At 35.2% G+C, this 24370-nt stretch carries 27 protein-coding genes and 2 other annotated features; of the genes, 25 read left to right on the forward strand and 2 right to left on the reverse strand.

Going from position 1 to position 24370, the window contains the following annotated elements:
* Positions 1 to 12: 12 nt before the first annotated feature.
* From dnaI to DS830_RS01950, 22 genes are all read left to right on the forward strand, one after another.
* Positions 13 to 927, forward strand: a complete 915-nt coding sequence (dnaI, locus tag DS830_RS01845) for a primosomal protein DnaI (RefSeq protein WP_118908029.1) — start codon at positions 13 to 15, stop codon at positions 925 to 927.
* A gap of 253 nt (positions 928 to 1180) precedes the next feature.
* Positions 1181 to 3124, forward strand: a complete 1944-nt coding sequence (gene thrS / locus DS830_RS01850; protein WP_118908030.1) for a threonine--tRNA ligase — start codon at positions 1181 to 1183, stop codon at positions 3122 to 3124.
* A 186-nt stretch (positions 3125 to 3310) separates the two neighbouring features.
* On the forward strand, positions 3311 to 4510 hold the full coding sequence (locus DS830_RS01855; protein ID WP_162887475.1) for a bifunctional metallophosphatase/5'-nucleotidase: 1200 nt from the start codon (positions 3311 to 3313) through the stop codon (positions 4508 to 4510).
* Entirely contained in the window at positions 4510 to 5682 is a 1173-nt protein-coding gene (locus DS830_RS01860) for a nucleoside transporter C-terminal domain-containing protein (protein ID WP_118901091.1), read from the forward strand. Before DS830_RS01855 ends, DS830_RS01860 begins: the two co-directional genes overlap by 1 nt.
* Before the next feature lie 111 nt (positions 5683 to 5793).
* Positions 5794 to 7716: a fructose-1,6-bisphosphatase gene (locus tag DS830_RS01865; protein ID WP_118908032.1), complete on the forward strand. Its 1923-nt coding sequence runs from the start codon at positions 5794 to 5796 to the stop codon at positions 7714 to 7716.
* A gap of 122 nt (positions 7717 to 7838) precedes the next feature.
* A complete protein-coding gene (locus DS830_RS01870; protein ID WP_118908033.1) occupies positions 7839 to 8072 on the forward strand; it encodes a cytochrome b5 domain-containing protein in 234 nt (77 codons plus the stop codon).
* Between the two features lie 53 nt (positions 8073 to 8125).
* Positions 8126 to 8239, forward strand: a sequence feature (ribosomal protein L20 leader region).
* Between the two features lie 51 nt (positions 8240 to 8290).
* Positions 8291 to 8803 (forward strand): translation initiation factor IF-3, encoded by a 513-nt coding sequence (gene infC, locus DS830_RS01875; protein ID WP_118901097.1) that lies wholly within the window; start codon positions 8291 to 8293, stop codon positions 8801 to 8803.
* A gap of 18 nt (positions 8804 to 8821) precedes the next feature.
* Positions 8822 to 9022, forward strand: coding sequence for a 50S ribosomal protein L35 (gene rpmI, locus DS830_RS01880; RefSeq protein ID WP_118901098.1), 201 nt, complete (start codon positions 8822 to 8824; stop codon positions 9020 to 9022).
* Between the two features lie 38 nt (positions 9023 to 9060).
* Positions 9061 to 9417: a 50S ribosomal protein L20 gene (gene rplT / locus DS830_RS01885; RefSeq protein ID WP_118908034.1), complete on the forward strand. Its 357-nt coding sequence runs from the start codon at positions 9061 to 9063 to the stop codon at positions 9415 to 9417.
* A gap of 212 nt (positions 9418 to 9629) precedes the next feature.
* Positions 9630 to 10151, forward strand: a complete 522-nt coding sequence (locus DS830_RS01890; RefSeq protein ID WP_118908035.1) for a YqeG family HAD IIIA-type phosphatase — start codon at positions 9630 to 9632, stop codon at positions 10149 to 10151.
* The gene (yqeH, locus tag DS830_RS01895) at positions 10144 to 11265 is read left to right on the forward strand and encodes a ribosome biogenesis GTPase YqeH (RefSeq protein ID WP_118901104.1); all 1122 of its coding nucleotides are present in this window, start codon (positions 10144 to 10146) and stop codon (positions 11263 to 11265) included. Before DS830_RS01890 ends, yqeH begins: the two co-directional genes overlap by 8 nt.
* Positions 11266 to 11279: 14 nt before the next feature.
* Positions 11280 to 11597 (forward strand): YhbY family RNA-binding protein, encoded by a 318-nt coding sequence (locus DS830_RS01900; RefSeq protein ID WP_118901106.1) that lies wholly within the window; start codon positions 11280 to 11282, stop codon positions 11595 to 11597.
* A 4-nt stretch (positions 11598 to 11601) separates the two neighbouring features.
* Positions 11602 to 12252 (forward strand): nicotinate-nucleotide adenylyltransferase, encoded by a 651-nt coding sequence (locus DS830_RS01905; protein WP_118901107.1) that lies wholly within the window; start codon positions 11602 to 11604, stop codon positions 12250 to 12252.
* The gene (gene yqeK, locus DS830_RS01910) at positions 12236 to 12817 is read left to right on the forward strand and encodes a bis(5'-nucleosyl)-tetraphosphatase (symmetrical) YqeK (protein WP_118901109.1); all 582 of its coding nucleotides are present in this window, start codon (positions 12236 to 12238) and stop codon (positions 12815 to 12817) included. The genes DS830_RS01905 and yqeK overlap by 17 nt, the downstream gene beginning before the upstream one ends.
* Before the next feature lie 15 nt (positions 12818 to 12832).
* Complete coding sequence (gene rsfS / locus DS830_RS01915; RefSeq protein WP_182437699.1) at positions 12833 to 13174, forward strand: ribosome silencing factor; 342 nt, start codon at positions 12833 to 12835, stop codon at positions 13172 to 13174.
* Position 13175: 1 nt separating this feature from the next.
* Positions 13176 to 14321, forward strand: coding sequence for a nucleotidyltransferase (locus DS830_RS01920; protein ID WP_118908036.1), 1146 nt, complete (start codon positions 13176 to 13178; stop codon positions 14319 to 14321).
* A 6-nt stretch (positions 14322 to 14327) separates the two neighbouring features.
* Positions 14328 to 14873: a DUF177 domain-containing protein gene (locus DS830_RS01925; protein WP_118901113.1), complete on the forward strand. Its 546-nt coding sequence runs from the start codon at positions 14328 to 14330 to the stop codon at positions 14871 to 14873.
* Between the two features lie 75 nt (positions 14874 to 14948).
* Complete coding sequence (gene gndA / locus DS830_RS01930) at positions 14949 to 16367, forward strand: NADP-dependent phosphogluconate dehydrogenase (protein WP_118908037.1); 1419 nt, start codon at positions 14949 to 14951, stop codon at positions 16365 to 16367.
* Between the two features lie 190 nt (positions 16368 to 16557).
* Positions 16558 to 17247 (forward strand): response regulator transcription factor, encoded by a 690-nt coding sequence (locus tag DS830_RS01935; protein WP_118901117.1) that lies wholly within the window; start codon positions 16558 to 16560, stop codon positions 17245 to 17247.
* 71 nt (positions 17248 to 17318) lie between these two features.
* On the forward strand, positions 17319 to 18746 hold the full coding sequence (locus tag DS830_RS01940; protein WP_205526791.1) for a HAMP domain-containing sensor histidine kinase: 1428 nt from the start codon (positions 17319 to 17321) through the stop codon (positions 18744 to 18746).
* 170 nt (positions 18747 to 18916) lie between these two features.
* Entirely contained in the window at positions 18917 to 19138 is a 222-nt protein-coding gene (locus tag DS830_RS08935) for a hypothetical protein (RefSeq protein ID WP_205526792.1), read from the forward strand.
* A 400-nt stretch (positions 19139 to 19538) separates the two neighbouring features.
* Positions 19539 to 20378 carry a hypothetical protein gene (locus DS830_RS01950; RefSeq protein WP_118908040.1) on the forward strand — a complete coding sequence of 280 codons (840 nt, stop codon included), beginning with the start codon at positions 19539 to 19541 and terminating at the stop codon, positions 20376 to 20378.
* A 37-nt stretch (positions 20379 to 20415) separates the two neighbouring features.
* Here the strand turns inward: DS830_RS01950 and yidC are convergent, their stop codons facing one another.
* Positions 20416 to 21396, reverse strand: coding sequence for a membrane protein insertase YidC (gene yidC / locus DS830_RS01955; RefSeq protein WP_118908041.1), 981 nt, complete (start codon positions 21394 to 21396; stop codon positions 20416 to 20418).
* A gap of 21 nt (positions 21397 to 21417) precedes the next feature.
* Complete coding sequence (locus DS830_RS01960) at positions 21418 to 21693, reverse strand: acylphosphatase (RefSeq protein WP_240366817.1); 276 nt, start codon at positions 21691 to 21693, stop codon at positions 21418 to 21420.
* Between the two features lie 86 nt (positions 21694 to 21779).
* Between DS830_RS01960 and DS830_RS01965 the strand changes: the two genes are divergently transcribed.
* The 3 genes from DS830_RS01965 to pheS all read left to right on the forward strand — a co-directional run bounded on the left by DS830_RS01965 (position 21780) and on the right by pheS (position 24370).
* Positions 21780 to 22541: a TrmH family RNA methyltransferase gene (locus DS830_RS01965; protein ID WP_118908042.1), complete on the forward strand. Its 762-nt coding sequence runs from the start codon at positions 21780 to 21782 to the stop codon at positions 22539 to 22541.
* A 23-nt stretch (positions 22542 to 22564) separates the two neighbouring features.
* Positions 22565 to 23050 carry an HD domain-containing protein gene (locus tag DS830_RS01970; protein ID WP_118908043.1) on the forward strand — a complete coding sequence of 162 codons (486 nt, stop codon included), beginning with the start codon at positions 22565 to 22567 and terminating at the stop codon, positions 23048 to 23050.
* Between the two features lie 36 nt (positions 23051 to 23086).
* Positions 23087 to 23279: a binding site (T-box leader), on the forward strand.
* 47 nt (positions 23280 to 23326) lie between these two features.
* Complete coding sequence (pheS, locus tag DS830_RS01975; protein WP_118908044.1) at positions 23327 to 24370, forward strand: phenylalanine--tRNA ligase subunit alpha; 1044 nt, start codon at positions 23327 to 23329, stop codon at positions 24368 to 24370.

Here is a 24370-nt window from a genome sequence, read left to right on the forward strand (position 1 = left end):
TAGGTGAACATAATGAAAGATATTGCCAAGGAATTTTCGGATGTAATTGCAAAGCGTCATTGGAGTGAAAAATATCAGAAATTAACACAAACAGCCCTGCAAGATTCTGATGTACAACAATTTATTCAGGAACATCAAGACCAACTAAATGCAGATATTTTGAATAATAATTTAGATGCAATTTATGAGTTTGTTCAAGCAAAAAGCAACCGAGATAAGTTTGCTGTTGGTTATGAGCCTAAGTTGATTATTGCGAACCATGCAATCCAAGTTGTATACCAACCCAATCAACAATTAGTAGCGCAAAAAAAGCAACAAGAATTAGAGCGCAAATTCATGACGATTGACATGGCAAGTGATATTCGACAGGCAAATCTGGATGATTATGCTCAAGGTGCTGCTGGTCGCCAAGAATCCTATGCTGCTGCCTTGAACTTTATTTTAAAATATAGCCAAAAACAGCCACAATTTATTCCGGGACTGTATCTATATGGAAAATTAGGCGTGGGTAAAACTTATTTGTTGGCTGCCATTGCACGAGAACTAGTTGCTAAAGATGTTTCGGTTTTATTGATGCATTTTCCCACTTTTGCTGTACAAATGAAAAGTGCTATTCAAGATAACTCCGTTTTAACTAAAATAGATCAGATTAAAGCTATACCAATTCTAATGTTAGATGACATTGGAGCAGATTCATTAAGTTCGTGGATTCGGGATGAAGTTTTGGGAGTTATTTTACAATATCGGATGCAAGAAAAATTACCCACTTTTTTTTCATCTAATTTATCAATGACGGAATTACAAGCGCATTTGGCCATTAACCAGCGCGGCGATCAAGAAGACCTCAAAGCTGCACGAATTATGGAGCGAATTCACTATTTATCACATGAAGTTATTGTCAGCGGTCCTAATAGACGTTTTAATTAAGTGTTGCAATTTTTTGATTTTCGTGGTTTAATGCTGTTATAACATAGATATCTTCAAATCAGGGAGAGTTAACCAAAGACTGAAAGTAACTCATGGAAGATTTCTTACCAAAACCAGATTGAATGACTAGTGGTTAGTCGCTTTAGAGACTTATAGAGATGAAGCTATTGGCTTCAATATGGGTGGAACCGCGTATAAAATCATACGTCCCTCGGAATTTTTTCCGAGGGATTTTTTAATTGGAGGAAAAAAGATGACAAAAATTTCATTAGAGTTTCCAGATGGATCAAAGCGCGAATTTAATGAAGGCGTAACACCATTAGAAGTAGCTGCTTCTATCGGCAATAGTTTGAAAAAGTCAGCTGTCGCAGCCCAAGTTAATGACTTTTTAGTAGACGTTGAGCGTCCAATTGTCCAAAATGCTAAAATTGAAATTATCACTAAAAAGGATAATGAGGCTGTTGAAGTTCAACGAAATACTGCAGTTTTCTTAATGGGAGCTGCTTTACAGCAAAAGTATCCTGAAATTCGTTTTGGTGAGCGTCAAATTAATAATGATGGTTTCTATTTAGATACAGATAAAGATGAAACACAAGTAAGTGTTGATGAACTAGAAGACATTATGGAACGGATGCAACAAATTATCCAATCTAATCCTCAGATTGAACGTAAATTAATGGATAAAGAAGATTTGGTGCAAAAATTCAGTGATGATCCTTACAAGTCAGCTTTAATTTCTGCTTTTGATAGTGTTCAAATTCCAGTATATCAAATGGGAGATTACTTGGATTTTGGAGAAAAAGCATTACTACCACAATTAAAAGATTTGAAATATTACAAGTTATTATCTGTAGCTGGAGCTTATTGGCAAGGTAAATCCAGTAATCCAATGTTACAAAGAATTTATGGGACTGCCTTTTTGAATGAAGAAGATTTACAAGCAGATTTGAACCGCCGTGCCGAAATTAAAGAACGTGATCATCGAACAATTGGTCGAGACCTAGATTTATTCTTTGTTGATCCAAAAGTTGGGGCTGGTCTAGCTTATTGGATGCCTAAAGGCGCTACAATTCGCCGTGTTTTAGAGCGTTATATTATTGACAAAGAAGTTGCTGCTGGTTATGAACATGTTTATACGCCAATTTTGATGAATCTCAATGCTTACAAGACTTCTGGTCACTGGGAACATTATCGAGAAGACATGTTCCCACCAATGGATATGGGTGAAGGAGAAATGTTGGAATTACGGCCAATGAATTGTCCTTCACATATTGAAATTTATAAACACCATATTCATTCTTATCGAGAATTGCCAATTAGAATTGCAGAATTAGGAATGATGCACCGTTATGAAAAATCTGGAGCATTATCAGGACTTCAACGAGTTCGAGAAATGACATTGAATGATGGTCATACTTTTGTAGCGTTAGATCAGATTGAAGATGAATTTAAAAAAGTGCTTCAATTAATGATGGATGTTTATCGTGATTTTGATATTGATAACTATACTTTCCGTTTGAGTTATCGTGATCCTGCAAACACTGAAAAGTATTTTGATGACGATGAAATGTGGAATAAATCACAAGGAATGTTAAAATCTGCCATGGATGACATGGGCCTTGATTACTATGAAGCTGAAGGTGAAGCAGCCTTCTACGGTCCAAAATTAGATGTTCAAACTAAGACTGCTTTAGGTAATGAAGAAACTCTATCAACAATTCAATTAGACTTTATGCAACCAGAACGCTTCAAGTTAACTTATGTAGGCGAAGACGGCAAAGAGCATCGTCCAGTTATGATTCACCGTGGAATTGTTTCTACCATGGAACGCTTTATTGCTTATTTAATGGAAATGTATAAAGGTGCATTCCCAACTTGGTTAGCTCCAATCCAAGCAGTAATCATCCCAGTTAAGAATGATTTACACTTAGATTATGCTCAAAAATTACAAGCTGATATGCGTAAATTGGGATTACGGGTGAATATTGACTCGCGCAACGAAAAGATGAATTATAAAATTCGTGAAGCTCAAACTCAAAAAATTCCTTACACAGTTGTCATTGGGGACCAAGAAGTGAATGATGCTACTGTATCAGTTCGTAAGTATGGCGAACAAGATAGTGTACAAGAAGATATCAGTATGTTTGTTGATAGTGTAGTCGCAGATGTTAAGAACTATTCTCGGACAGGCAAATAGAAAACAATTGATGTGAATATTAAGACAGTAAAGCTGGGATTTTATCCCAGCTTTTTTGTCTTTAATATTAAGTAATTCTTTATTATTATTTTTATTTTATTTAATAAAGTTCGGAGATTTCAGCAGATAAATTTGATATTATATAAAACGTACCAAATTAATAATTTGATGATGGAGGAAAGCACGATGCCTGAAGTTAATATTTTAGCGACTACAGATATTCATGGCTTTATTGATAACCAAAAAAATAGTTCGGCTTTAGCGCTGCTAGCTATTAAACAGCAATATCCGAATGCCTTGCTAATTGATAATGGCGATTTTTTTATAGGCAATCCCTTAACTAGTTTTTTTAGTGAGCAATCCACAGTATCACCATTAGTTAATTTTGCTAATGATACAGCCTATGATGTCATGATTCCAGGAAATCATGATTTTGATCACGGTTTGAACTACCTACAAAAACAAGCAGCAGCTTTAAAGGCTGATTATTTGTGTTGTAATGTTTTTACAAATGCCGGCCAATTAGTCTTTAAACCATTTGTAATTAAAGAAATAGCTGGTGTGCGAGTTGGTATAATCGGAGTTTTGACTAGTGGGATGTCCATGATCAGTGATTATTCTTTGTTAAAAGGACTGATTATCAAAGATGCGTTGGCAGAATTACGAAAAAACGTTACGCAACTACGTCCACAAGTGGATTTATTAATTGTTGCCTATCACGGAGGTATTGAGCGCAGTCTCCAAACTGGTAGTCCAACAACTTATGCTACTGGAGAAGACGAAACTTATAAACTTGTAACTAGTATCGAAGGAATTGATGGCTTTATTTGTGGGCATCAGCATTGGATTAATCAAGGTGTTGTAGGATCGACAGGTGTAATTCAATGCGGTTATGCGGGTAATTGCTATGGACAGCTTCATTTTGAAATTTCCCCACAAAAAGATATTTCTGTGTCTACTGCCATTATTGAGACCAAGGATCTTCCGCTGAGTTCAACAACTTATTATGATAATAATGAATATCAACAGTGGTTAGAAGCCAAAGTTGATGTGACACAATTAACAAATTTTTTACAGCAAAAATTTAATCGGAAAAATTTAGGGATTTTTTTGGATTTACAGGGTTCGACTAACCAAACATTGATTGACTCTTTCACTATTCCATATGGTGTGCGGATTTATCACCTTAATTCGCAAGAATACCAGCAATTTTCTCAACGACAATGGTCTCTTAAAGTTGAAGACTTTGCTGAGTCGACAACCGATTTTCGAGTTTTAACTAATTCTTATGATATTTGGGATTATCGGTTGGAAGAGCAATTTGTTGACAATATTTTTGGTGAATACTTAGTTTATTTAGGGTTAACACAGGAGGATTTAGCCTAATGGGGATTGTTGGAATTGTAGTTGTAGTTGCTTTGTTGTATTTTTTTAGTTTTGATCGTCAAAATATTGACTATAAATCAATTTTATATTTATTTGGTACAGAAATTATTATTTTGTTTTTTATGTTAAGAACTGCAGTGGGTGATTGGCTATTAAAGGGTTTGTCTGGGAGTTTGAACATCATTACTGTTTCCAGTAAAAAGGGGGTTAATTTTGTTTTTGGAGATTTGAAAAATCCTCAAGCTACTTCCCAATTTTTTTTGGACGTTTTATTGCCGTTAATCTTTATTTGTGCCTTAATTGAATTATTACAATATTTTAAAATACTGCCATTTATTATTAAATATGTTGGTAAAGTGTTGAAAAAGTTGTTTCATATTGATGAAATTAATGCCTTCACTATTTTAAGTTATCCTTTTGTCAGCAACGGTGTGTTTGTACCTTTTAAGGAACAAATGCAATCGATGAGTGATAATCAGTTATTCACACTTTCAATTTATACCATGTCTAATACAACTGTGACAATGATTGCTTCGTATATGCATATCATAAAGTCAGAATTCATTATTATTGCTTTAATTTTAAATTTATTCACTTCTATTATTGTTGCCAAAATTATTGCACCATATGACATTTCAACAGTGGAGTATGAAATATCAACTACCAGTACCAATAAAAAGTCTCTGATTACTCGCTTAATTGACAGTATGAATTTGGGCTTTCGCTTAGCGATCAATATTTCAATTTCGATTATCGGATTTGTTTCTTTAATTACTTTTATTAATATTATTTTTAAAGCCGTTTGTGGGCATTCTCTAACTGCAATTTTGGGATATATTTGTGCTCCAGTGGCATTTTTAATGGGTATTGATCCTCATTCGGTTATTAATGCAGGTACAGTGTTAGCAACAAAAGCCTTTACCAATATTTTTGTAGCTATTAATGAAATTAATTTACACACAGTTCCACTCAAAACTCAAGCAATTGTAAGTGTCTTCTTGATTTCTTTTGCTAATTTACCTAATTTGGGAACCACTTTAGGAATTATGCATACCATGACTAATGAAGAACGTGGCGAAGTAATTGCCAAACATGCGCTCAAGCTATTTTTAGTGGCTACTTCAGTTAGTATCATTAATGGAGCTTTAGCTGGAATTTTTTATTCGTTTTAAATAATTGGTCTAGCTCCATTAATTTTGTTATTTTCTTGATATATTAGGATAGTTGGCAATATGATTAATAATTGGTATAATTAATCTATCTTAATATATAAAGGATGATTCATTACGCAAGAATTAACAAAAAAATTATTACAAGAGAAATTTCCTACCCGTGAAGCCATTACAACTGAAATTATTAATTTACAGGCAATCTTAAATTTACCAAAAAGTACAGAAGCGTTTATGAGTGATATTCATGGTGAGTTTGCCGCTTTCGATCATGTGCTGCGTAATGCTTCCGGTAATATTAAAATAAAAATTGAAGATTTGTTTAATGGCCGTTTAACACCTAAAAATCAACAAGAGCTAGCATTTTTAGTATATTATCCATCTCAACGTTTGAAAATTATTAAAAAAAATTTTGCTCAGGCTGAGGATTTACGACAGTGGTATCTTGATACTTTTGCTCAGTTGTTAGAATTACTGAAATATTGCTCTACTAAATACACACGTTCCAAGGTGCGAAAAGCTTTAGCACCAGAATTTGTTTATATTACTGAGGAGTTGTTATATGGTGATTTTGCATCAACAGATAAGCAAAATTATTATGCTCAAATAACAACAGATATCATTAATCTGAAATCAGCTGATCAATTTATTATTGCATTATGTCATACAATCCAACGGCTTGTGGTTGATCACCTACATGTTGTGGGGGATATTTATGATCGAGGACCACATCCTGATAAGATTATGGATCGGTTAATGAAACATCATTCAGTAGATTTACAATGGGGCAATCACGACATCCTTTGGTTAGGAGCGGCTGCAGGATCGCCGTTATGTGTGGCTAATTTATTGCGGATTTGTGCCCGCTATAACAACTTGGCTATTGTTGAAGATGCCTATGGAATTAATTTGCGTCATTTATCTCTATTAGCAGAAAAATATTATCAAGATAATCCGGGTTTTGCCCCCAAACTGAATCCGCAAGAACCTAAGCCTTCTAATGCTGAATTAAGTCAAATTAATAAAATTCATCAGGCTATTGCAATTATTCAGTTTAAACTAGAAGGCCAAGCAATTGATCGTCGCCCAGAATTTAAAATGCAAGACAGAAAAATTCTAGAAAAGTTAGACAAGCATCAACAAAAAATCACATTAAATGGACAATCTTATCCAATAGTTCATGGTTGCTTCCAAACTGTAGATTATCAGCATCCATATCAGTTATTACCCCAAGAACAAACCGTGATTACGCAACTAACACAAGCATTTGTGCACTCTGATAAATTACGCCGGCATATGGATTTTTTTATGCAAAAAGGCAGCATGTATCTAGTTTATAATAACAATTTATTAGTTCATGGTTGTGTACCTGTTGATGAGCAAGGAAATTTTGAAGGTTTGACGATTAATCATCACTTATATTGTGGTAAAGAATTATTTGATCTATTAGAAGATAATCTGCGTAGTAGTTATGCCGATTCTCATCAAAGTACTGATTTAGCAACGGACTTGTTATGGTATTTGTGGACTGGTCCTGTATCGCCATTATTTGGGAAACGGGCCATGACGACTTTTGAAAGATATTTTATTGCCGATACTGCTACTCATTTTGAAAAGCCCAATAGTTATTATCAATTACGCCATCAATCTCAATTCATTACTAAAGTTTTGCATGAATTTGGTATTACTGATAAAACAGGGCACTTAATTAATGGTCACACGCCTGTTAAAAAGGGGCATTCACCAATTATGGCTGATGGTAAAATGTTGGTCATTGATGGTGGCTTTGCTGAGGCGTATCACCAAACTACCGGAATTGGAGGGTATACTTTACTGTATAATTCTTATGGTTTGCAATTAGTAACCCATCAGCCTTTTACTACGCGAGAACAAGCAATTAAGCAATTAAGCGACATTGTATCAACTAAAAGAGTTGTCGAACAAGAAGTTGCTCGTAAAACCGTAGCAGAAACGGATATTGGTAAGCAATTAAAACAACAAATCCAACAATTAGAAGAATTATTAGCTACAGAGTAATTAATAATATATTTTATTATCAATAGCTAATACCATCACTAGAGAAGGATTAACTAATTGCGTGTGTGGTAAAAATGCAGTAAAGTGAATTTAGAAAACGATTTATGGAAAGGAAGAATAATATGGAAAAAACTTTTTCTAAAGAAGAATTAGCACAATATGATGGCAAGATTAAGTCTCAAAAATATGTAGCCATTGATGGTGTGGTTTACGATTTAACAAATATTAAGGCTTGGAGTGGTGAGAATCATCACGGGCACGTTGCTGGTAATGACTATTCTCAAGAAATTTTGAATGCACCACATAAAAAAACTGTTTTAGAAAAATTACCAATTGTTGGTAAATTAGCAGATTAATAGTAATAAAAAACTTGACAGTAGCTCTTTATTTTTATATAGTATTAGTTGAATTGAACAAGCAGAAGCCCCCGCTTCTCACCTACGCTGCAAAGCCTCTAGGTATGAAAGAATAATCGACTAGATATTGATTGCGGGTGCTTTTGCGCCCGCATTTTTTTGTGAGTGAATTTTTTCGGAGGTGGATACCAATAGCTGCTAATAATAGCAAAAATAACATGATCGTGAACGAGAAGATTCGGGCACGTGAAGTGCGTTTGATTTCTGTAGGCGGAGAACAACTAGGCGTTAAGAGTAAAATGGAAGCTTTAAAATTAGCTGAACAAGCTCATTTAGATTTGGTGTTAGTTTCACCAAATGCTAAGCCGCCAGTGGCTCGAATTATGGATTATGGTAAGTATCGGTTTGAATTGCAGAAAAAAGACCGTGAAGCAAGAAAGAAACAAAAGACAGTTAGTATCAAGGAAGTTCGTTTAAGTCCAACAATCGAGCAAAATGATTTCGATACTAAGTTGAAAAATGCTCGCAAGTTTTTAGAAAAGGGAGCAAAAGTCAAAGTTTCGATTCGATTCCGTGGCCGTGCTATCACTCACAAAGAAATCGGTCGAGATGTTCTGGAAAAAATGGCCCAAGCAACGAAGGATATTGCTACTGTAATTACTCATCCAAAAATGGATGGTAGAAGTATGTTTTTAATGCTTGCTCCCAGTGCTGATAAAAAAAAGAATTAATGTAGGAGGATATTTGTAATGCCTAAGCAAAAGACACATCGTGCATCAGCAAAACGTTTTAAATTTACTGGTAATGGTGGTTTGAAACGTCATCATGGTTATACTAGCCACCGTTTTCACGGCAAGACTAAGAAACAACGTCGTCAATTATCACAAGCAGCAATGGTTAGTGCTAGCGATATGAAGCGGATTAAACAAATGTTAACTACTTACAAATAAAAGTACTTCAATAAAATGAATTTCTAGGAGGAATTTTTATGCCACGTGTTAAAGGTGGAACAGTAACTCGTAAACGTCGTAAGAAAGTTTTAAAACTCGCTAAGGGTTATCGCGGTTCTAAACATATTCAATTTAAAGCTGCATCAACACAACTTTTTAACTCATACAATTATGCATTTCGTGATCGTCGTCAAGTAAAACGGGAATATCGTAAATTGTGGATTGCACGGATTAATGCAGCTGCACGGATGCATGAAATTAGTTATAGCAAATTAATGCATGGTTTGAAATTGGCACAAGTTGATATTAACCGGAAGATGTTGGCTGACTTAGCAGTTAACGATCAACGTGCATTCAAAAAATTGGTAGATACTGCTAAAGATGCATTAAAGTAATAACCTCATAAAATTTTATCTTGCATGATAATTATCATTGGTAATTGTTAAGAATTATAGTTTTGTGAGCATTAGGATATTGATGGTTGGATAATTGGGGCTGGAGCAAAATTAAGTTTTGTCACAGTCCCTTTTTGTAAATTAAGTTATAAGAAGATGGGATTTCAAGCCCATTCTCTTATAATTATTAGGAGTGAAGAGCCCTGGGAATCTTGAAGCCAGCTGTAATGATTACTCAAATAATGCAAGTTGATCCCCAAGAATTCGTTGATCAAGGCATTAAAGTGATTTTATCTGATTTAGACAATACACTAGTACCTTGGAATCAAAAACAGCGGCTTGATCAACGCTTGCTAGATTGGAATCAGAAATTAAAAGCACATGATATTGAGTTAGTGATTGTTTCTAATAATAATGAACAACGAGTATTGTTGGCAGTGCAAGGCTTAGCGGTGAAGGTTGTTGCACGAGCACTGAAACCTTTACCTTTTGCTATGAAAAGATATTTACGCTCACATCATGTGTCCACTAATGAAGTGGTAATGGTAGGCGATCAATTGCTGACGGATGTTTTGGCTGGTAATTTAGCAGGTATTCGGACAATATTAGTAAAGCCACTAGTGCCAACTGATTCCAAAAAAACACGAATTAATCGGTTGATAGAGAGACCATTAATGTGGATAAACAGTCGTCTATATCCACAATTAAAGTGGAGGAAACATTTGCATGAATGAAATTGAAACACTGTATTGTATAGGGTGTGGAGCACAATTACAAGCCGATGATCAGCAACAAGCTGGTTATATCCCTGCTAACACTTTAGCAAAATATTTAAAGCAATCTGCAACTCAAGATTTATATTGCCAACGTTGCTTTCGTTTACGGCATTATAATGAAGTTTCACAGGTGCCTATTGAGGATGCTCATTTTAAACATCTCTTGGCTAAAATTGGTCACGAACAAGCCCTAGTAGTTTATGTCGTTGATTTATTTAATTTTTCTGGTAGTGTTATTCAACAACTTAAACGGTACATTGGCAATAATCCCGTATTATTAGTAGGGAACAAAGCAGATTTAATTCCAAGTTCCTTTAATCGCAATAAATTAAAAAATTGGCTGCAACACCAAGCAAAAATATTGGGTTTGCAGCCATTAGATATAGAATTAGTGAGTGCCAAAAAACTGACTAATATTGATCAATTGCTGGTGAAAATTTCGCAGTTACGTAAAAATAGAGATGTTTATGTAGTAGGAACAACTAATGTCGGTAAATCAACACTCATTAATGCGATTATTCGTTCTCATTCAGGCTGGCAAGATTTAATTACAACTTCGAATTTTCCTGGAACAACTTTGAATGAAATTCGCTTGCCCCTAGCTGACGGTGGAGAATTAATTGACACACCAGGGATTGTGCATAAGAATCAAATTTCTCAATTTTTAAGTCGCAAGGAATTAAAATATATTGCCCCTCAAAGTGAAATCCACCCGCGAATTTTTCAGCTACAAGCACAACAAACTTTATTTTTGGCAGGTTTAGCAAGATTAGATTTTATATCGGGGCCCGCCGGTTCTTTTGTTGTTTATGTTGATAATAATCTTTATGTTCACCGAACCAAATTACAGCAGGCAGATGAATTTTATCAAAAACATCTAGGTGAATTGTTAACACCGCCAGTTTCAGCTGAGACCTTTCCACCTTTGCAATCACAGACTATCACAACTAAAGAAAAAAGTGATATAGTTTTTTCAGGTCTGGGATGGATAGCAGTTCCAGAACAAGTCCAGGTAAAAGCTTACTTACCGCAAGGGTTACAAATAGAGGTTCGTTCATCTTTGATTAATTAAGTGTGAGGTAAATAATGATAACAGCAAAACAACGTCAATTTTTAAGAGGGCGTGCACAAACAATTGCCCCAATGTTTCAAGTAGGTAAAAATGGCATTACTTCTAGTGTTTTACGCCAAATACAGACACAAATTAATACGCAAGAATTATTAAAAATCTCAATTCTTTCTAATTCAACGATTACAGCAGATGAATTAATTGATCAAGTCCGCCAGTTTGATTCAAAGATTCAATATGTTCAAGACATTGGTCATACTGTAATCTTATATAAGCGTGCTCCGCAAATTGCAAAACGACATTTAAGTTTAGAAGTTGATCAAATTGCGAGGTAATAAAATGGCAACAACAGTAATAAAGAATAATCCAATTACCAAACCTAAATTACAAGTTGATAGCACCGGTAAACAAAAACGAATTGGCATTATGGGAGGAACCTTTAATCCTCCCCATATTTGGCACTTAATGGCTGCTGATCAAGTATTGAATCAATTGGGTTTAGACAAAATTTTGTTTATTCCAGATGCCAATCCACCACATGTTGATCATAAACAAGCTATTGATGCTAATGATCGAGTAGAAATGGTTCGGCGAGCGATTAGCAATCATCATCATTTTGAATTAGGATTGATGGAGATTAATCGTGGAGGCGTGAGTTATACTTATGATACAATTCGAGCTTTGACGATTGCTCATCCGGAAAATCGTTATTATTTAATTATTGGTGGCGATATGGTAAATTATTTACCGAAATGGCATAAGATAGAACAATTAGTCCAAATGGTCCAATTGGTAGGTGTTTGTCGAAAAGGCTATGAGCAAAAATCAAATTATCCAATAATTTGGATTAATATGCCTACCAGTGACATTAGTTCGACGTGGATTCGAGATACATTAAAACATCAAGGCTCAGTACGTTATTTTGTACCTGATGCTGTTTTAGAATATATTAAGGAAAAGGGGCTTTATCAAGATGAGTCACACAAATAGCGCTTTTGACTTTGCTGAGTTAAATCAACAAGTACGCGCACAATTATCTGATTACCGCTATCAGCATTGTGTACGGACGAGTGAGCGAGCAGTTCAATTAGCAAAATTAAATAATTGTAACCTTGATAAAGCACAAATTGCGGGCTTAGTACACGATTATGCCAAAGAACGCAGTGATGCTGACTTTATTGCAATGATTAAGCAAGAAAAGTTAGATGCTAATTTATTAAATTATGGAAATGCTATTTGGCATGGAGTAGTAGGAGCTTATTTTATTAAGTATGAATTAGGAATTTATGATGAAGACATTTTAAATGCTGTCCGCCGTCATACTACTGGTGACATTAAAATGACAACCTTAGACAAAATTGTTTTTATGGCTGATTATACTGAACCAGGGCGTGATTTTCCAGAGGCAACTGAGGCACGCCAAATTACTGATCAAGATTTAGATGCTGGTGTGCGATATCAATTGGAGCATACTTTGGAGCACTTATTACAAAAACGTAGCCAAATATATCCCCTAACAATTGAAAGTTATAATGAATGGGTAGTTAATAAATAAAAGTGAGGTATTTGATTGAATAGCAAAGAGATTATGCAAGCAGCCGTGAAAGCTGCAGCAGACAAGCGGGCTGAAAATATCATTGTTTTAGATATGCAACAAACAAGTTTAATGGCTGATTATTTTGTGATAGCTTCTGCAACTTCACAACGACAAGTACAAGCCATTGTTGATAATATTACAGAACAAGCAGAGTCTGTTAATCATGTAGAAGGCCAAAAAGATTCACCTTGGATTTTAGTGGATATGGGAGACGTGATTGTACATGTCTTTACTCAAGAAGCGCGTGAATTTTATAAGATTGAAAGTCTTTGGTCTGATGTTCCTACAGTAGATGTTACTGAATTAATCGATTAAAATGAAAATTTGTGGAATTATTGTAGAATATAATCCCTTGCATAATGGTCATCTTTGGCAAATTCAACAAGTTAAACAGCAATTACATCCTGATGTTTTGATAGTGGTAATGTCTGGTAATTTTGTTCAACGAGGCGATTTTGCGTTGCTAGATAAGTGGCAAAGAACGCAGATGGCTTTGGATGCCGGGGTAGATTTAGTTGTTGAATTACCGGTGTATGGGGCTGTGCAACCAGCTGATATTTTTGCAGAAGAAGCGCTACGTCTGTTACAACAATTGCAAGTGGATACTTTAGTATTTGGTAGTGAATATCCAAAATTAGACTATTATCAACTTGCTCAACAAATTCAACAGGTCACTAATACGTCAGATCAGTTTGTTGATTTTCGTAATACTTATGCAACTCAATTTAATCAAATAATTGAACAAAAATTAGGTATGAAGATTACAAAACCAAATCAATTGTTGGGCTTGGCTTATGCGCAAGCTTGCTTAAAGTTGAGTTATCAGGTGCAATTATATCCACTAAAACGCAATGGCCAAGCTAAACACAATGAAAGTAGTCTTCATGGTAAATATTCTAGTGCTTCGGCGATTCGACAAGCTCTTTTAGCTGGAGAAGATTGCCAAATATCATTACCCATTGCAGCAAGAAAAATTATCGCTTCTTCAAAACTTTATAGTTGGAATGATTTTTTTGCTTTTTTAAAATATCGCTTATTAACTGCTAGTATTGCAGAATTAGGTGAAATTTATCAAATGAATGAAGGCCTTGAGTACAAATTTCAGCATGAAATTGTATCAGCAGTGGACTTGGCCGATTTCTTGCAGAAATCTAAGAGCAAACGCTATACTTATGCACGTTTGCGTCGGTTATGTCTTTATACTTTATTAAATATAACTACTGAACAAATGCAAACCATGCGTAAGCAGCGTTACTTACACGTTTTGGGTTTTAATTGGCGAGGACAACAGCATTTACACACTATTAAAAAAAATTTATCTATGCCGTTGATTACCAAAGTAACACAAAAATTAGGTAATGGTAGGGGGTTAATGGCGCGTTCAGTTGCTGGTGATCGAATTTTGAATTTGGTGGGGGCGCCGGAACAGAATTTTGGCCGTCAGCCGTTGATCAGAAAGTAGGTTTTTATGTTAGTTTATACGACAGCTCAGCTAGAAAAATATCGCAAACATCCGTTAACAATTCAACAAACACTCAATTTGGAAAAAGATTTGCAGCAACGAGATGCGCAAATCATTGCTGTTAAGCCGGTAACAGTCAATGGAACTCTTGGTTGGGAAAAAGGACTTATTTATAGTCAATTGTCTATAAAAACTCAACTGACTTATCCATCAACAAGAAGTTTTGAACCAGTAGTATTACCAATTAATATCGATGTACAGGAATTTTATAGTTCAGATTTGAACACGAACAATGATACAGATAGTCAACCAGAAGAATTAATTATTCCTTTGGAAAATGAGCAATTAGACCTTCAATCAGCAATTGAGGATAATATATTATTAAGTATTCCTAGTCAGGTTTTAACAACCGAAGAACAAGCAAAGGGAACAATGCCCAGTGGCAAAGAATGGACAGTGATTTCAGAAGATCAATATCAAAAAAATCGCAAACAAGCTGGTAACTCGCAGTGGGATAAATTAAAAGAATTGTTACCCCCTGATGACGAATAAGCTATAGAAGCTTTTATTTTGAAACTAATTTTGATAAGATTTGAGTGTAGTCAGTCATAAGGAGGCAGATTTTTAATGAGTAAACCAACAATTGGTGTTATTGGTATGGCTGTAATGGGTAAAAATTTAGCTTTAAATATTGAAAGTCGTGGTTATACAGTAGCCATTTTTAATCGGACTAGTTCTAAAACTGAAAAAGTGATGGCCGATCATCCTGACAAAAAGTTAGTGCCTAGTTATACACTGACAGATTTTGTTCAATCTTTAGAAAAGCCGCGCCGGATTCTTTTAATGGTCAAAGCAGGTAAACCAACGGATGCCGTTATTGATCAATTATTACCATTATTAGATCGTGGTGATGTTTTAATTGATGGTGGAAATACCTTTTTTGAAGATACCATCGAGCGTAATGCCCGTTTAGATAAATCGGGGATTAATTTTATTGGTATGGGTGTTTCTGGTGGTGAATTAGGGGCACTTCAAGGTCCGTCATTAATGCCTGGTGGTCAAAAAGAGGCTTATGATTTAGTAGCACCGATTTTAAATCAAATAGCTGCTAAAGCTGAAGATGGCCAACCATGTGTTACCTATATTGGTACTAATGGAGCTGGTCATTATGTCAAAATGGTCCATAATGGAATTGAATATGGAGATATGGAATTAATCGCTGAAAGCTATAACTTAATGCGCCAAGTTGGCCATTTAAAGCCACAGCAATTAGCAGATATCTTTTCTGACTGGAATAAAGGAGAATTATCTAGTTATTTGATTGAAATAACTGCCGATATTTTGACTCGAAAAGATGATCACGGTTCTGATAAACCAATTGTAGATTTGATTTTAGACAAAGCTGGTAATAAAGGAACAGGTAAATGGAGCTCACAAAGTGCCTTAGAATTGGGAGTTTCACAATCATTGATTACAGAAGCTGTGTATGCACGCTATATTTCTACTTTTAAAGATGAACGTTTAGCTGCTAATAATATTTTACCAGCTACTAAATTACCACAAATCAAAGTACCAGCCGATTTTACTGAAAAAATTCGCCAAGCATTGTACTTTAGTAAAATCATGAGTTATGCACAAGGATTTGCTCAATTAAAGGCCGCTTCTGAACATTATAATTGGGATTTACAGTATGGTGAAATTGCTCAAATTTGGCGGGCTGGATGCATTATTCGAGCACAATTTTTACAAAAAATTACAGCCGCTTACCACAAAAATGCTGATTTAGATAATTTATTATTAGATGATTACTTTAAGGACATTTGCGATAAGTATCAAGATGCTACTCGCGAAGTGGTTTCTTGGGCTGTGCAATCAGGTATTCCAGTTCCAGCTTTTTCTGCGGCAATTGCTTATTACGATTCTTATCGTGCAGCTGTTTTGCCAGCTAATTTAATCCAAGCACAACGTGATTATTTTGGCGCACACACTTATCAAAGAGTTGACGAAGATGGGATTTTCCACTATCCTTGGTATGAAGAACAATAATGAATGGAAATGTTTTATTTTTATAAGTTAAAGGGCTAGGACGAAAAAAGTATTTATCCCAGCTCTTTTTTCTGGTTGTAATTAGCTAAGGATATTTTTAGGGTTTGCTCATTCAGATAGATGCTAATGTGGTAAGATAATGTTGAAATGTATAATATAATTAATTTTTATTAAGATTTGGAGTAGTGTAATGGCAAAAATTTTAATTATTGAAGATGAAAAAAATTTATCTCGGTTTGTTGAACTAGAATTACAGCATGAAGGCTATAAAACACGAGTTGAATTAGATGGACGTAAGGGCTTGGATGCTGCACTAGCAGAGGATTGGGATGTTATTTTATTGGATTTAATGTTACCAACCCTAAATGGATTAGAAGTTTGTCGGCGAGTTCGTCAAGAAAAAAGCACTCCTATTATTATGATGACTGCAAGAGATTCTATTATTGATCGTGTTTCCGGCTTGGATCATGGGGCAGATGATTATATTGTCAAGCCCTTTGCGATTGAAGAATTGTTAGCACGTTTGCGAGCTTTGTTACGGCGAATTGATATTGAAGACCAAAAAATGGCCCCTCATTCTACCAAGATTGAATACCGGGACTTAGTTATGGATAAAGAAGCTCATACTTTAAGCCGTAATGGTAAAGTCATTGAGTTAACTCGGCGCGAATATGATTTGTTCTTAACTTTACTGAATAATATGGGTAAAGTATTAAGTCGCGAACAATTGCTAAAGAGTGTTTGGGGCAGTGAAATGAAACAAAATGAGACCAATATTGTGGATGTGTATGTGCGCTATTTACGTAACAAAATTGATCTTCCTGATAAAGAAAGCTACATTCAAACTGTTCGTGGAACAGGTTACGTTGTTCGGCCATGAAGGAAAAAATAGCAAATTGGCGATTGACCATCCGCTTTAAATGGACCTGCTTATTAAGCTTGGCCATTTTTATGGTTTTTGGATTATTTGCGACTTTAATTTATACTTCTATCGAACAAGCTTTGTTGCATAATGAAGAAAATAATGTTCGTGATACGGTTTCAGCAGTTGATAGTCGCTTTAATGTTTATCAAGCTCCCTTAACCCGTCAACAAGTGCAACGACGCTTGGCCCCTAAAACTAAGCGCAATTTTCATGATACACATGGACGATTAGTTACCGAAAGTCCAGAAGACTTTTACCGCGATAGCTTAACTAAGCAATTAGCTCGTGGAGATTTGTCTTTGGTATTATTTGACACTCATGGCAAACCCATATTTAAAATGGGTAATATTGACACAAAGTTCGAACGTACTACAACGACCAAAATCACAGTTGTCAAAAGGAATGCGCAACGTCTAAAACATTTACGAGCCTTGATGCCTATTTATTCTGAACGTACTAAGCAAATTATTGGATACGCTAAAATTACTAATGGTATGCGCAATTATCATCGAACTTTCCGGCAGTTGAATCAAAAGATGTTATTAGTTATTTTGTTTGCGATATTATTGAGTATTATACTTGGGTATTTATTAACTCAACCGCTAGTTCGAAGAATTAAACAAATTAATCGAACAATCGACCAAATTAATGACGATCCTGATTCCACAGCTAGAATTCCACAACAGCGCTCTAATGATGAAATTACAGATTTAGTAGATCGATTTAATCATATGTTAGATCGAATGCAAGATTATACTAATCAACAAAAAGAGTTTGTAGAAGACGTTTCGCATGAATTACGGACTCCCGTAGCAGTAATTGAAGGGCACTTAAAATTGCTACAACGCTGGGGAAAAGATGATCCACAAGTTTTGGAAGAATCGATTGATGCTTCGGTTAGTGAAATTGATCGTATGAAAAAGTTGATTCAAGAGATGTTAGATTTAACACGAGCTGAACAAATTGAAAATAATTATGTTAATGAAACAACTCAAGCCAACGAAACTATTCATCAAGCGTATAACGATTTTGTTATGTTGCATCCTGATTTTAAAATAAACTTAGACGATACAGTTCCACCTAAAACCATAGTTAAAATTTATCGCAACCATTTAATGCAAATTTTAGTTATTTTATTAGATAATGCGGTTAAATATTCACGTGATCGTAAAGAGATTAATCTGTCTGTTTCTACAGAGAGTAATATGTTGGCAATTGCCGTACAAGATTTTGGTGTCGGTGTTAAGCAAGAAGATTTAAAACGGATTTTTAATCGCTTTTATCGTGTCGATAAAGCTCGTTCACGTCAAAGTGGTGGTAATGGACTAGGTTTATCGATTGCTAAAAAAATTGTTGAAATGTATAAGGGCAATATTTCGGCCGAAAGTGCTGTTGGTTCTGGGACTATTTTTCGTGTAAATTTACCTTTGACTTCTAAAAAAAATAAACATTAAGTTCGCTATCAAGGCGAACTTTTTTAGTTACAAAAGAAATTTAATATATAAAATGAAACAAAAGCTTATAAATGTTTATTGTTTTGTTTTGCTAAATTTCCTATACTAAATAAAGGATGTGAATTAAAGGAGTTTTTATTTAAAAAATTGTATCCGTTATCATATTGCTGATGTGTATTTTTACAATCAGCAGTGGTGGTCAAAAACAGTCACTACAACCTGCTCAACAAATGACAAAACAAAAACATTTCTATAAGGGTGAACTAATTAAAGCTGGAGGTCAGCTAGAGTTTGTAGATTATCCCGATAATTTTGCTGATTTAGTGAAAAAAGAAAAAGTGCCACGCAATCTAAAGGGAATAAAGAAGTGCTTGCACATCCGTCTACGCTAGCAACTTTACGTGTTAATAAAATACTAGCAGGTCATTATTTGCGACCAGAATTCAAAGCTTTGTTTATGGGTGAAAGTTAACTGCTAATTCTCTACAAGCAGCACAATCTTCGGAAATTGTAACTGTTATGGATAGTGATTCACCTTTACTACAATTTGACCAGCAATATGCAATAGTTCTCACACCTGTATTAAAGGGAACCAATGGCATAAAGAACCTTATTATATGCCTGTATATTCGGGGAAAAGTATTTTTGTCAAGAATAAAAACGGACAGTACTTATTAGAAATAACGGTTGTGGTAGTGGCTTTGAACCTGAAAATTCTGAAGCACATATTGATCAACGGATGAACGCCTTAATTTAAAAGCATACACAAAAATAATTCTGGAAAGGATTTTTATGATAAGAAAATATCGTTTACTAGCCTTAATTTCGATGATTATAATCTTCTTCGTGAGTGGTGGCTGTGCTAGTGCCCAACAAGCGCACAAGACTTCTACAACTAACATGTCTAACTATCAAAAAACTCTCAAGCAATCTCAATTAAAGGGCAAACAACAACAAGCCATTTTAAAAAATCTGACAGTTTCCACCTACGACAGCCCAGCCAGTGATGGACTGGGTCGAAGTAATTATCAACAAATGGTAAAATTATCAGATGCAGTAGTTCAAGGAGTAGTTACTAATTGGATTACATTACCATCAGAGAATAATCAACCACCATTCACAATATTGCAAGTGAATATCAATCGTTCATTAGTTAAAAAAAGTCATAATTTAGTTGGTAAGTCTATTTATTATTATCAAGTAGGTGGATTACAAGGAAAGCAAAAAATCATTGCGCAATTGAATAAAAACAAATGGTCTAATACCTTATCTGCTCAGCAACGCCGACAGGTTAGCTTGTTTGAGAAGGAAGGATTACCGATTCCTACCATTGGTACACAGGTAGTATTGGATTTAAATAAAGTTTCTCAAAAAGACTTTCCCCAAATGAAAGGAGTCATCCCTGCTAAAAATATTTATAATTTGGTCTGGGAAGAACAGAGCTTATGGCTAAAAGATAAACAAACAGGTAAATATCAACTGGCTAATAGTGATTTTATTAAAAAATTAGCTAATACTGATTTTCAGCAGCAACGAAAGGCCAGTGGCCGCGGTCCTTATGAACCAGCACAAGCAGAGCAATTGCAAATTAATCAAAAAATTACTCAACAAATTAATCAAAAGATACAATAAAAGCCTTGGATAAAATGATCCAAGGCTTTTTTAATAACTATTTGTTTTTGTGTTGCTGTTTGCCCGCATTGCGCTGGCGGTTACGTTGATGAATAATTGCTTCTTGTTGTTTCACAGCTGAATTATTAGTTGCAGTGGATTGTTGGCTACCCATCTTTTTAAAAGTATCTTCAGTAACAACAGTAACTACTGGATGTTCTTTAATATCGGCATCAACTTGTTTACGTACTCGCGGAGTAATTACAAAATCATTGAGTAATTGTTGAATCACAATGATTACCCCACCGATTAAGAAGTACAGTGCTAAAGCAGCTGAAGAAACCATACTAATAAAGAAAGTCATTGCTGGACTCATTAACAACATCATTTGCATTTGTTGCTTTTGCTCTTCTGGAATTGTCTTGGTGGACATCCATGCTTGAATAACATAGAACAGTGTTGCAATAATAGTAATAATCAAACTGGGTTTAGCTAAAGGTGCGCCCCAAAAAGTAGCTTTGGAAATTTCAGGTGAATATTGCACAGCTTGATAAATGGCAATAAAGACTGGAAATTGTAATAACAATGGTAAACAACCAATACCACCAGTTAATTTAATATTATTTTTTCGGTAGACTTCCATCATTAATTGACTAACTTGAGCTTGTTCTTCTTGCGTTGTGGCATCTTTTTGATGCTTTTGAATCAGCTGCATTTGCGGCTGAATAACTTTCATTTTTTCTTGCTGAACTACAGATTTTTTGGACTGCATTAAGCTCAAGGGCAGTAATACCAAGCGAACAACAAAAGAAATAATAATAATACCCCAAGCGTAACTTTCTTTGCCACCAATAGTTTTAGATGTATATAAAATTAATTGCTGAAAGGGCACGGCCAAATATTTATATATAAAACCATAAGGACCTCCAGTAGGAGGTTTTGTAGCGGCACTAACGCCTTGCCGCGAACAAGCAGCAGTTAAGAGCACTAAGCCCAGAAGGCCAGCAAATAATAAAATACGACGAACAGATTTCTTCATTAAGCTATCTCCAAATTTAGTTTATGATACCGAAAATTTTGTATATTGAGCTAAAGGTTGAGGCTCAACACTGACGTGATCAACTTGAGCAAATTGACTAGGACCTTTTTTAACAATTGCTAAAAAAGTCATTAAGTTTTCAGCAGGTCCTTGAGCTTCAATGTGCACACTACCGTCAGCTCGATTAGCTACGGAACCTACAATACCATATTTTTGAGCATAAGTTAAAGTCATATAACGAAAACCTACTCCTTGAACTAATCCATAAACATCAATTGCGACATGTTTATCGGTCAATTTAATCACCTCACAATAATCTTATTATAACTGAAAGCGGCTATAAACCAAAATATCTGGTAAAATAAATCTGAAAGGAAGTTATTATGGAATATATTACATCAGTTAAAAATGAAAAAATTAAAGAAATTAAAAAATTGGCGAATGCAAAGGGTCGGCGTCAACAACAGCGCTATTTAATTGAAGGAGAACATTTAGTACATGAAGCTCTTATTAATGATATTGTGATTGAAGAATTGTTAGTTACCGAAAATTTTTTAAATCATGATGAGCATCATTTGGTAAAACAATTATATGATCAATGTGTTCAAATTGGTGATTCGGTTGCTAAACATCTTAGTGCAACAGTCACTCCTCAAGGAATATTTGCTGTAGTTGCTTTGCCGCCCACAGATCCTAATATTGATTATCAAGGTAAATGGTTGTTATTAGATCGGATTCAAGATCCAGGCAATGTGGGAACTATGATTAGAACTGCTGATGCTGCCGGCTATCAAGGGGTTATCTTAAGTAAAGATAGTGCTGATTTATTTGCTCCTAAAGTTCAGCGCTCTATGCAGGGGAGTCAATTTCATTTGCAGCTTTTAACAGCCAATTTACAGAAAATAATTACCAGCTTTAAGCAAAATCGTGTAACAGTTTATGGAACATTAGTTAATGAACAAGCTCGAGATTACCATCAAGTACAAGCACCCAAGAATTTAGCATTAATTATGGGCAATGAAGCTCAAGGGATGAACAATAATTTAGCTCAGTTGGCTGATGAAAATTTGTATATTCCTTTAATTGGTCAAGCTGAATCCTTGAATGTCGCGATTGCAGCTGGTATTCTAATGTTTAATCTTTAATAATATATCGAGGTCAGTAAAATATGAAAGTTCCGGATTGGCATCAAGATCAGCAGTATTTGGAATTAGTAAGTGATTTGTTGGCTCAACCTGAGATTCAACGCTTACAGACAATTAAGCAACACCATTATTCCAATCGCTTGGAGCATTCGATTAGTGTATCTTATCGTAGCTATTTATTAGGTCAGAAATGGCATCTGAATACTCGGGCTTTGGCTAGAGGTGGCTTATTGCATGACTTATTTTATTATGATTGGGATCCTAAACAAATGGATTTTCGGACTCATTCCTATGTTCATGCACATATTGCGCTCAATAATGCCGCTAAGTTAACTACTTTGTCACCAATGGAAGCTGATATTATAGTTAAGCATATGTTTGGATCTACTACGCAAATGCCTCGTTATTGGGAAAGCTTGCTTGTTGGTTTAGTTGATGACGAGTGTGCGATTCAAGAAGCGATGGCACCCAAATTATTATTATGGAAAAGAAAATTACAATTAAAATAAAAATTGAAATTTTGATGAGAAAGTTTTAGAATGTGATTAATGACGATGAAGGAAAATAGTAGTACCAATATAGTTTATTAACAGGGACAATTGATGAAGTGAGAACAATTGATTAAACTAGGTGTGAATTCACTCTGGAGTCACAAACGTTAGTCGGCGTTATTCGACAATTAAGTGTGTCTATATCGATAGACAAACTAGGGTGGTACCGCGAAGCTTCGTCCCTTTCAGGGACGAGGCTTTTTATTTACTGAAAAATTATTTTAGGAGGCAATCATGGAACTTAAAAAAGTCTTAGATGATTTACATGAGCAAGGTTTACAGCAAATTAAAGCTGCCAAACAATTAGATACATTGAACGATATCCGTATCAAATTTTTAGGCAAAAAAGGCCCCTTAAGCCAAGCTTTAAGAGGAATGAAAGATTTGTCAGAACAAGAACGTCCACAAGTTGGTGCATTGGCCAATACAGTACGCAATGATTTACAAGCGGCTTTAGACCAAGCTCGGCAACATTTAGAAGAACAAGAAACACAACGCAAATTGCAAGCAGAAAAAATTGATGTTACCTTGCCAGGGCGTCAGCGTCATTTAGGTACTAAGCATGTCATTACTCAAGTAATGGATGATATTGAAGCTTTGTTTATTGGATTAGGATATGAAGTAGTCAATGGTCCTGAAGTTGAAGAAGATCATTATAATTTTGAAATGATGAATTTACCTAAAGATCATCCCGCACGTGATATGCAAGATACTTTCTATATTACTAAAGAAATACTAATGCGGACACAAACTTCGCCTGTACAAGCTCGAACATTAGAGAAACATGATTTTTCCAAAGGGCCTTTGAAGATGATTAGTCCTGGAAAAGTTTATCGGCGCGATACTGATGATGCCACTCATTCGCATCAATTTAATCAAATTGAAGGTTTAGTTATTGATAAGCATATTACAATGGCTGATCTAAAAGGAACATTGGAATTAACTGCACGTCATGTCTTTGGACAAGAGCGTAAAATTCGTTTGCGTCCAAGTTATTTTCCTTTTACAGAGCCATCAGTTGAAGTTGATGTTTCTTGCTTTGCTTGTGGGGGCAAAGGATGTGCTGTATGCAAACATACCGGCTGGGTTGAAGTTTTAGGAGCTGGGATGGTCCATCCGAACGTTTTGACTAATGCGGGTGTAGATCCCAAAATATATGGTGGCTTTGCTTTTGGATTGGGGCCCGATCGTTTTGCAATGCTGAAATATGGCATTAATGATATTCGTGATTTCTATTTAGATGATGTCCGTTTCTTAGAACAATTTCAGGGGGAATAG

It is taken from the genome of Bombilactobacillus bombi, from assembly GCF_003522965.1.
GTDB classification, from domain to species: Bacteria; Bacillota; Bacilli; order Lactobacillales; family Lactobacillaceae; genus Bombilactobacillus; species Bombilactobacillus bombi.

Bases quoted from the DNA above. Each gene is read 5' to 3' on its own strand.
- rpmI (WP_118901098.1), top strand. From the start codon at position 8,822: ATGCCTAAGCAAAAGACACATCGTGCATCAGCAAAACGTTTTAAATTT.
- dnaI (WP_118908029.1), top strand. From the start codon at position 13: ATGAAAGATATTGCCAAGGAATTTTCGGATGTAATTGCAAAGCGTCAT.
- DS830_RS01940 (WP_205526791.1), top strand. From the start codon at position 17,319: ATGGTTTTTGGATTATTTGCGACTTTAATTTATACTTCTATCGAACAA.
- DS830_RS01935 (WP_118901117.1), top strand. From the start codon at position 16,558: ATGGCAAAAATTTTAATTATTGAAGATGAAAAAAATTTATCTCGGTTT.
- yqeK (WP_118901109.1), top strand. From the start codon at position 12,236: ATGAGTCACACAAATAGCGCTTTTGACTTTGCTGAGTTAAATCAACAA.
- DS830_RS08935 (WP_205526792.1), top strand. From the start codon at position 18,917: ATGTGTATTTTTACAATCAGCAGTGGTGGTCAAAAACAGTCACTACAA.
- gndA (WP_118908037.1), top strand. From the start codon at position 14,949: ATGAGTAAACCAACAATTGGTGTTATTGGTATGGCTGTAATGGGTAAA.
- thrS (WP_118908030.1), top strand. From the start codon at position 1,181: ATGACAAAAATTTCATTAGAGTTTCCAGATGGATCAAAGCGCGAATTT.
- DS830_RS01920 (WP_118908036.1), top strand. From the start codon at position 13,176: ATGAAAATTTGTGGAATTATTGTAGAATATAATCCCTTGCATAATGGT.
- pheS (WP_118908044.1), top strand. From the start codon at position 23,327: ATGGAACTTAAAAAAGTCTTAGATGATTTACATGAGCAAGGTTTACAG.
- yidC (WP_118908041.1), bottom strand. From the start codon at position 21,396: ATGAAGAAATCTGTTCGTCGTATTTTATTATTTGCTGGCCTTCTGGGC.
- DS830_RS01965 (WP_118908042.1), top strand. From the start codon at position 21,780: ATGGAATATATTACATCAGTTAAAAATGAAAAAATTAAAGAAATTAAA.
- DS830_RS01870 (WP_118908033.1), top strand. From the start codon at position 7,839: ATGGAAAAAACTTTTTCTAAAGAAGAATTAGCACAATATGATGGCAAG.
- DS830_RS01860 (WP_118901091.1), top strand. From the start codon at position 4,510: ATGGGGATTGTTGGAATTGTAGTTGTAGTTGCTTTGTTGTATTTTTTT.
- DS830_RS01905 (WP_118901107.1), top strand. From the start codon at position 11,602: ATGGCAACAACAGTAATAAAGAATAATCCAATTACCAAACCTAAATTA.
- DS830_RS01950 (WP_118908040.1), top strand. From the start codon at position 19,539: ATGATAAGAAAATATCGTTTACTAGCCTTAATTTCGATGATTATAATC.
- DS830_RS01900 (WP_118901106.1), top strand. From the start codon at position 11,280: ATGATAACAGCAAAACAACGTCAATTTTTAAGAGGGCGTGCACAAACA.
- DS830_RS01925 (WP_118901113.1), top strand. From the start codon at position 14,328: ATGTTAGTTTATACGACAGCTCAGCTAGAAAAATATCGCAAACATCCG.
- rplT (WP_118908034.1), top strand. From the start codon at position 9,061: ATGCCACGTGTTAAAGGTGGAACAGTAACTCGTAAACGTCGTAAGAAA.
- infC (WP_118901097.1), top strand. From the start codon at position 8,291: ATGATCGTGAACGAGAAGATTCGGGCACGTGAAGTGCGTTTGATTTCT.
- DS830_RS01855 (WP_162887475.1), top strand. From the start codon at position 3,311: ATGCCTGAAGTTAATATTTTAGCGACTACAGATATTCATGGCTTTATT.
- yqeH (WP_118901104.1), top strand. From the start codon at position 10,144: ATGAATGAAATTGAAACACTGTATTGTATAGGGTGTGGAGCACAATTA.
- DS830_RS01970 (WP_118908043.1), top strand. From the start codon at position 22,565: ATGAAAGTTCCGGATTGGCATCAAGATCAGCAGTATTTGGAATTAGTA.